Here is a 6,130-nt window from a genome sequence, read left to right as displayed (position 1 = left end):
GCGGGCGCGGCGCGGGAGGCGGCGGCGGCGGCTTCCTGCTCGGCCGCGCGCGTCGCGGCCAGGGCGGCCTTGTGGGCGGCCCGGCCACCCTCCAGCGCCTGGGCGGCGCGCGCCACCAGCAGGGCGAAATACTCCGCCTCGGCCTCGCGCGTCATGCCGGAGAGGTTGCGGTAGCGCGCCGCCTGCCGGGCCTGCCGCTGCAGCGACTGGCGCTGCACCTCGAGCTGGCCCTTCAGGTCGTCGGCGCGGGTCAGGTTGGTCTCGGCCTGCCGCAGCTTCAGCTCGGCCTCGTGCTTGCGGGCGCGCAGCCCGGCGATGCCGGCGGCCTCCTCCAGCACCTGCCGCCGCTCCTCGGGCCGGGCGGCGATCAGCGCCGCCACCTTGCCCTGGCTGACCATGGCGGAGGAGCGCGCGCCGGAGCCGATATCGGCGAACAGGGTCTGCACGTCGCGCCCGCGCACCTCGCGGCCGTTGAGGCGGAAGCCGGTGCCCTCCCCGCGCACGATGCGGCGGGTGATCTCCAGCTCGGCGGCGGACTGGTTGGGCGGCGGCGCGAGGCCGGAGGCATCCTCCAGCAGCAGCGTCACCTCGGCCTGGTTGCGCCCCGCCCGCGTGGCGGTGCCGGCGAAGATGACGTCGTCCATCTCGCCGCCGCGCATGGCGCGGGCATTGGTCTCGCCCATCGCCCAGCGCAGAGCCTCGACGACGTTGGACTTGCCGCAGCCATTGGGGCCGACGATGCCGGTGAGCCCCGGCAGCACCTCGAGGGTGGTGGGCTCGGCGAAGGATTTGAAGCCGGCGATGCGCAGCCGCGTCAGCGTGGCGCGCAGCGCGGCGGCGCGCGCGGCGGCCTCCTGCCCGGGGTCGCGCGGGGTGGCGGGGGCGGCTTCACCGGCCGGGCCCATCTCCGGTCCCATCTCCCGCCCGGGCGGCGTCACGCCGTCCGGGGTCTCGTCGGCGGGGGGGCGGCCCCCCGCCATGTCCAGCCGCTCGGTCAAGCGCCGGAGGCTTCGCCGACGAGCTGGGCGAAGCGGTCATAGGGCAGCGCGCCGGGCACCACCTTGCTGCCGAAGACGAAGCTCGGGGTGGAGCTGACATTGTGCTCCTGCTCGGCCTTCAACCGGCCTTCCAGGATGGCGCGGCGCAGCCCCTGGTCGGCGATGGCGGCGTCCACCTGAGCGCGGGAGAGGCCGGCGAGCGCGGCGATCTTGGCGATCTCGGCCACGTTGTCGGCGCCGCGGGCGAAGGCCCAGCGGTCCTGGCTGGCCAGCAGCGCGCCGATGAAGCCCTCATAGCGCTCGGCCGGCAGGGCGCGAGCCACCTGGGCGGCGGCGAGCGCCAGCTGGTCGAGCGGGAAGTCGCGCCACACCATGCGCATCTTGCCGGTGCCGACGAGCTCCTTCTTCACCTGCGGCCAGGTGTCGCGGTGGAAGGCGGCGCAGTGCGAGCAGGTGAGCGAGAAATACTCGATCACCGTCACGGGCGCCGTCTCCGGGCCGGTGGCCCGCTCGCCGAGGCTGATGGGCGCGGCGGCGCCCCCTCCCTGCGCGGCGGCGGCCAGCGGCGCCAGCGGAAGCAGGGCGGCCGGAGCCAGCATCAGCGTGCGGCGGGTGAGCGACATGGAGCCTCCTGTGGCGTCATGGGGCGAACGGCGCGCGGCGGGTGCCCCGGGTGCGGCGGCGCGGTTCCGCCGTCTCTACAGCAGAACACGCCCGCAAGGCGATTCCGGGCAAGGCGGTCCCGGGCAAGGCGATCCCGCGCGGCGGGCCAGCCGCGGATGACCCAGCAGATGACGCGGCGGCGCGGGCCTGTCCATCGGCTGTTGCACTTCGCCACGCCGCGCGCGCCCGGCGCTTGCGCGCGGAGCGGCTTTGCCCGATGGGGCGGGCGTCACACGCACGAACAAAAGACATTGAGGAGAGGCCCGATGGCCCGCCTGTTTCCCTCCTGGACCCCCGCGCGCGGCCCCGTCGTGGGGCCGGAGGAGCGCCTGCCCGGCGGCGCCATGCTGGCGCTCGGGCTGCAGCATGTCGTCGCCATGTCCGGCGCCACCATCCTCGGCCCGCTGCTGATGGGGTTCGACCCGAACCTCGCCATCCTGTTCTCCGGCATCGGCACGCTGCTGTTCTTCCTCATCACCGGCGGGCGGGTGCCGAGCTATCTCGGCTCCAGCTTCGCCTTCATCGCCGTGGTGGTGGCGGTCACCGGCTATGCCGGCACGGGGCCGAACCCCAATATCGGCCCGGCGCTGGGCGGCATCGTCGCCGCCGGGGCGCTCTACGCGCTGGTGGGGCTGGTGGTGATGCGCGCCGGCACGGGCTGGATCGAGCGGCTGATGCCGCCCGTCGTCACCGGCGCGGTGGGGGCGGCGATCGGGCTGAACCTGGCGCCCGTGGCGGCGCGCGGGGTGGAGGGATCGGCGCCGGAGGTGGTGGTGGGCATCGGCACGCTGCTCGCCGTCAGCCTGCTCGCCGTCTATGCGCCGCAGGGGCTGCGCCGCGTCTCCATCCTGGGCGGCACGGTGGCGGGCTACCTGCTGCATTTGCTGCTGGCCAACGGCCTCGGCCTCGGCACGCCGGTCGATTTCGGGGGGCTCGCCGCGGCGCCCTGGTTCGGCCTGCCGCGCTTCCAGGCGCCGGTGTTCGAGGCCGGCGCGATGCTGCTGATCGCCCCCGTCGCCATCATCCTGATCGCGGAGAATCTCGGGCACATCAAGGCGGTGGGCGCCATGACGGGGGTGAACATGGACCGCCACATGGGCCGCGCCTTCCTGGGCGACGGCGTGGCCACCATGCTGGCCGGCAGCGGCGGCGGCACGGGCGTCACCACCTATGTCGAGAATATCGGCGTGATGGCGATGACGCGGGTCTATTCCACGCTGATCTTCGTCGTCGCCGCGCTCTTCGCCATCGCGCTCGGCTTCTCGCCCAAGTTCGGCGCCCTGCTGCAGACCGTGCCGAAGCCGGTGCTGGGCGGCCTCGCCGTCGCCGTGTTCGGCCTGATCGCCGCCGCCATGGCGCGCATCTGGGTGGACAACAAGGTGGATTTCTCCGACCCGCGCAACCTGCTCACCGTGGGCGTCACCCTGATCGCCGGCGCGGGCGACCTCACCCTCCGCTTCGGCGGCTTCGCGGTGGGCGGCATCGGCACGGCGACGCTGGCGGCGATCGGCCTCTACCAGCTGCTCGGGCTGCGGCGCGGCGCGGCGGCGGAGGACCGCGCGCGGCACTGAGGCGGGGCCGCCGCCCCTTTCCCCGCCTCAACCGCTTGTCGGGTGCGCCGGGGGGGCGGTGCGGGGCATGGTCGGCCTTCCTTCAGACGGAGGTGCCTTCCATGCCGTCTTCCCAGTGCCTGACGTTCCGCGCCCTGGCCTACAACAATGCCTGGGCCAATCACCGCCTGCTCGCGGCCTGCGCCGGGCTGGGCCAGGACGCCTTCGAGGCGCCGCGGACCGGCTTCTTCCCCTCGATCCGCGCCACCCTGAACCACATCCTGGTCATCGACCGCTTCTATGTGGACGCGCTGGAGGGCGGCACGCTCGGCCCCGCCGCCTGGGCGGACCCGCTGCCCTGCCCCACCCTGGCGGATCTGCGGCCCGCGCAGGCGGCGGTGGACCGGCGGCTGATCGCCTTCTGCGAAGCCCTCGCGCCGGACGGGCTGGCGGCGGTGACGCGGGTGCACCGGCAGGGCCATGTGCAGGAGGAGCGGACCGACCGGCTGCTGCTGCACCTCTTCCTGCACCAGGTGCATCATCGCGGCCAGGCGCATGCCATGCTGAGCGGCACCGGCGTGCCGCCGCCGCAGCTCGACGAGTTCTTCGCCGCCGGGGAGGCGCCGCTGCGGGCGGCGGAGTTCGCCACGCTGGGCTGGCGCGAGGAGACGGTGTGGGGCTAGCGCTTCGGCCCGCCCCCCTGGCGGCGATAGACGCCCTGCCCCAGCCGGGCCAGGGCGGCGCGCAGTTCGGGGTCCTCGATGCCGTCCAGCGCCGTGCTCACCGGCTGCGGCAGCGCCACCGGGGCGGGCTTCGGCGCCTTGCGGGCGGGGGGCGGCATGCGCAGCTGCACCAGCCGCAGCCGCTCCACCACACGCTGGCCGAGCGCGACGTTCACCCGCTCGATCAGCTGCGGCGCCAGGTATTGCAGCTCCATCGCCATCGGCCCGGCGCAGCCCAGGGTCAGCGTGCCGCCGACCAGCTTCTGCGGCATGCTCTGCGCCGCCAGCACGGGGCCGACGATCTCCGGCCAGTCCGTCATCAGGTGCGTGGCGGCCGGGCTGCGGCGGCGGAACACCGGCCGGGTCAGCTTCGGCAGCAGGGTGGAGAGCGGGCGCGGGCCACGGTCCGCCCGCCAGCCGGGCGGCTCGTCCCGCCGCGCCGTGTCGTTGCGCGCCGTGTCGCTCCGGGCGGGGGGGCTTGATCCGCGTGGCGCTTCGTCGTCTTGCTGCATCCGTGCTGCCCCCTGACCCCCTGCCCTCTGCCGGCGACCTGCTCGCCTGGTACGACCGCCACCGCCGCGCCCTGCCCTGGCGGGAAGCCGCGCGCGATCCCTACCGTATATGGCTCTCCGAAGTCATGTTGCAGCAGACCACCGTGGCCGCCGTGGCGCCGCGCTGGCGGCGCTTCCTGGCGCGCTTCCCGACGGTGGCGGCGCTGGCCGCGGCGCCGTGGGAGGCGGTGGCCGAGGAATGGGCCGGGCTCGGCTACTACGCCCGCGCCCGCAACCTGCATGCCTGCGCCCAGGCGGTGGTGGCGCGCGGCGGCTTCCCCGACACGGTGGAGGGGCTGCGCGCCCTGCCCGGCATCGGCGCCTACACCGCCGCCGCCGTGGCCGCCATCGCCTTCGACCGGCCCGTGGTGCCGCTGGATGGCAATGTGGAGCGCGTCACCGCCCGCGTCGCGGCGGTGGAGGAGGCGCTGCCGGGCGCCCGCCCGCGCCTCGCCGCGCTGGCGCAGGGCTGGATGGCGCAGGCGCCGGCGCGGGAGCGGCCGGCGGATTTCGTGCAGGCGCTGTTCGACCTCGGCGCCACGATCTGCGTGCCGCGCAGCCCGGCCTGCGTGCTCTGCCCCTGGCAGGCGGGGTGCGCGGGGCGGATTTCCGGCATCGCCCCCCTGCTGCCGCGCAAGGCGCCGAAGCCGGCGCGGCCGCTCAAGCGCGGCGTGCACTTCCTGCTCAGCGATTCGGCGGGCCGCCTGCTGCTGCGGCGCCGGCCGCCGAGCGGGCTGCTCGGCGGCATGCTGGGAATTCCCGGCACGCCCTGGCGGGAGGAAGGCTGGAGCACGGAGGAGGCCATGGCCCACGCGCCGCTGGCCTCCGCCAACTGGCGTGCCCTGCCCGGCGAGGCGAAGCACGGCTTCACCCATTTCGAGCTGCGCATGGCGCTGCTGGCCGCCACCCTGCCGCCCGGCGCGGCCGTGGAGGGCGAGTGGCTGGCCCCGGCCGCCGCCGCGCAGGCCCTGCCGGGGGCGATGCAGCGGCTGCTGGCGCTTGCCGAGGCCGCCGGCGCCGTGGCAAGCGATACCGCATGACCGCCCGCACCGGGCGGCCAGCAAAAAGACTTCCGGGACGCCCCGCATGATGCAGATGACCGCCACCCGCGCCCGCGCCGGGTTCACCTTCCTTGCCTATGCGCTGCTCGGCTCGGCCGTGATGGCCGCCTCGGCGCAGATCACCCTGCCGATGTGGCCGGTGCCCGCCACGCTGCAGTCGCTGGCGGTGCTGCTGATCGGCGCGCTGGCCGGGCCGCGCCTCGGCGCCGCCGCGCTGCTGGCCTATCTGGCGGAAGGCGCGATGGGCCTGCCGGTCTTCGCCGGCGGCGCCGCCGGCCCGGCCGCGCTGATGGGCCCCACCGCCGGCTTCCTGGCCGGCTTCGTGCTCTCCGCCTGGCTGGCGGGCTTCACGCCGCGCGCCGGGCTGCTGCGCCAGGGCGGCGTGCTGCTGGCGGCGCATCTGGCGATGTTCGTCCCCGGCGTGCTGTGGCTCTCGGGCTTCGTCGGGCTGGAGCGCGCGCTGATGGCGGGCTTCGTGCTGTTCATCCCCGGCACGGTGGTGAAGACGGCGCTGGCGCTGGCCACGCTGCGCGCCACCCAGGGCACCCTCCGCCGCGCCTGACCGCAGCCGGAGGCGGCGCAACC

General features: G+C 75.4%; 7 protein-coding genes. 4 read left to right on the top strand and 3 right to left on the bottom strand.

Annotated elements, in window-relative coordinates; all coding sequences use genetic code 11:
- Both ACFOY6_RS08805 and ACFOY6_RS08800 read right to left on the bottom strand, forming a co-directional pair.
- The coding region (locus tag ACFOY6_RS08805) for an AAA family ATPase (protein WP_379650188.1) at positions 1–830 on the bottom strand (830 nt) is incomplete at its 3' end.
- Between the two features lie 164 nt (positions 831–994).
- Complete coding sequence (locus tag ACFOY6_RS08800; protein ID WP_109518255.1) at positions 995–1,621, bottom strand: DsbA family protein; 627 nt, start codon at positions 1,619–1,621, stop codon at positions 995–997.
- 306 nt (positions 1,622–1,927) lie between these two features.
- Here ACFOY6_RS08800 and ACFOY6_RS08795 point away from each other — a divergent pair, with 306 nt between their 5' ends.
- Together ACFOY6_RS08795 and ACFOY6_RS08790 are read left to right on the top strand one after the other, a co-directional pair.
- Positions 1,928–3,232 carry a solute carrier family 23 protein gene (locus ACFOY6_RS08795; protein WP_109518254.1) on the top strand — a complete coding sequence of 435 codons (1,305 nt, stop codon included), beginning with the start codon at positions 1,928–1,930 and terminating at the stop codon, positions 3,230–3,232.
- A 101-nt stretch (positions 3,233–3,333) separates the two neighbouring features.
- Complete coding sequence (locus tag ACFOY6_RS08790) at positions 3,334–3,894, top strand: DinB family protein (RefSeq protein ID WP_379650182.1); 561 nt, start codon at positions 3,334–3,336, stop codon at positions 3,892–3,894.
- Here ACFOY6_RS08790 and ACFOY6_RS08785 read toward each other — a convergent pair.
- The gene (locus ACFOY6_RS08785) at positions 3,891–4,445 is read right to left on the bottom strand and encodes a DUF721 domain-containing protein (RefSeq protein ID WP_379650180.1); all 555 of its coding nucleotides are present in this window, start codon (positions 4,443–4,445) and stop codon (positions 3,891–3,893) included. The genes ACFOY6_RS08790 and ACFOY6_RS08785 overlap by 4 nt on opposite strands.
- Positions 4,446–4,447: 2 nt before the next feature.
- Here ACFOY6_RS08785 and ACFOY6_RS08780 point away from each other — a divergent pair, with 2 nt between their 5' ends.
- Together ACFOY6_RS08780 and ACFOY6_RS08775 are read left to right on the top strand one after the other, a co-directional pair.
- The gene (locus ACFOY6_RS08780) at positions 4,448–5,524 is read left to right on the top strand and encodes an A/G-specific adenine glycosylase (protein ID WP_379650178.1); all 1,077 of its coding nucleotides are present in this window, start codon (positions 4,448–4,450) and stop codon (positions 5,522–5,524) included.
- 46 nt (positions 5,525–5,570) lie between these two features.
- A complete protein-coding gene (locus tag ACFOY6_RS08775; RefSeq protein WP_109518251.1) occupies positions 5,571–6,107 on the top strand; it encodes a biotin transporter BioY in 537 nt (178 codons plus the stop codon).
- The last annotated feature ends 23 nt before the right edge of the window (positions 6,108–6,130 follow it).

This window comes from Teichococcus aestuarii (assembly GCF_042651065.1).
Lineage (GTDB): Bacteria > Pseudomonadota > Alphaproteobacteria > Acetobacterales > Acetobacteraceae > Pseudoroseomonas > Pseudoroseomonas aestuarii.
Note: the sequence above shows the minus strand (reverse complement) of the source record. Positions and strands in the feature narration are given on the sequence as shown.

Excerpts from the sequence above, each read along its gene's own strand:
- ACFOY6_RS08800 (WP_109518255.1), bottom strand. The coding sequence starts at position 1,621 with ATGTCGCTCACCCGCCGCACGCTGATGCTGGCTCCGGCCGCCCTGCTT.
- ACFOY6_RS08790 (WP_379650182.1), top strand. The coding sequence starts at position 3,334 with ATGCCGTCTTCCCAGTGCCTGACGTTCCGCGCCCTGGCCTACAACAAT.
- ACFOY6_RS08785 (WP_379650180.1), bottom strand. The coding sequence starts at position 4,445 with ATGCAGCAAGACGACGAAGCGCCACGCGGATCAAGCCCCCCCGCCCGG.
- ACFOY6_RS08795 (WP_109518254.1), top strand. The coding sequence starts at position 1,928 with ATGGCCCGCCTGTTTCCCTCCTGGACCCCCGCGCGCGGCCCCGTCGTG.
- ACFOY6_RS08775 (WP_109518251.1), top strand. The coding sequence starts at position 5,571 with ATGATGCAGATGACCGCCACCCGCGCCCGCGCCGGGTTCACCTTCCTT.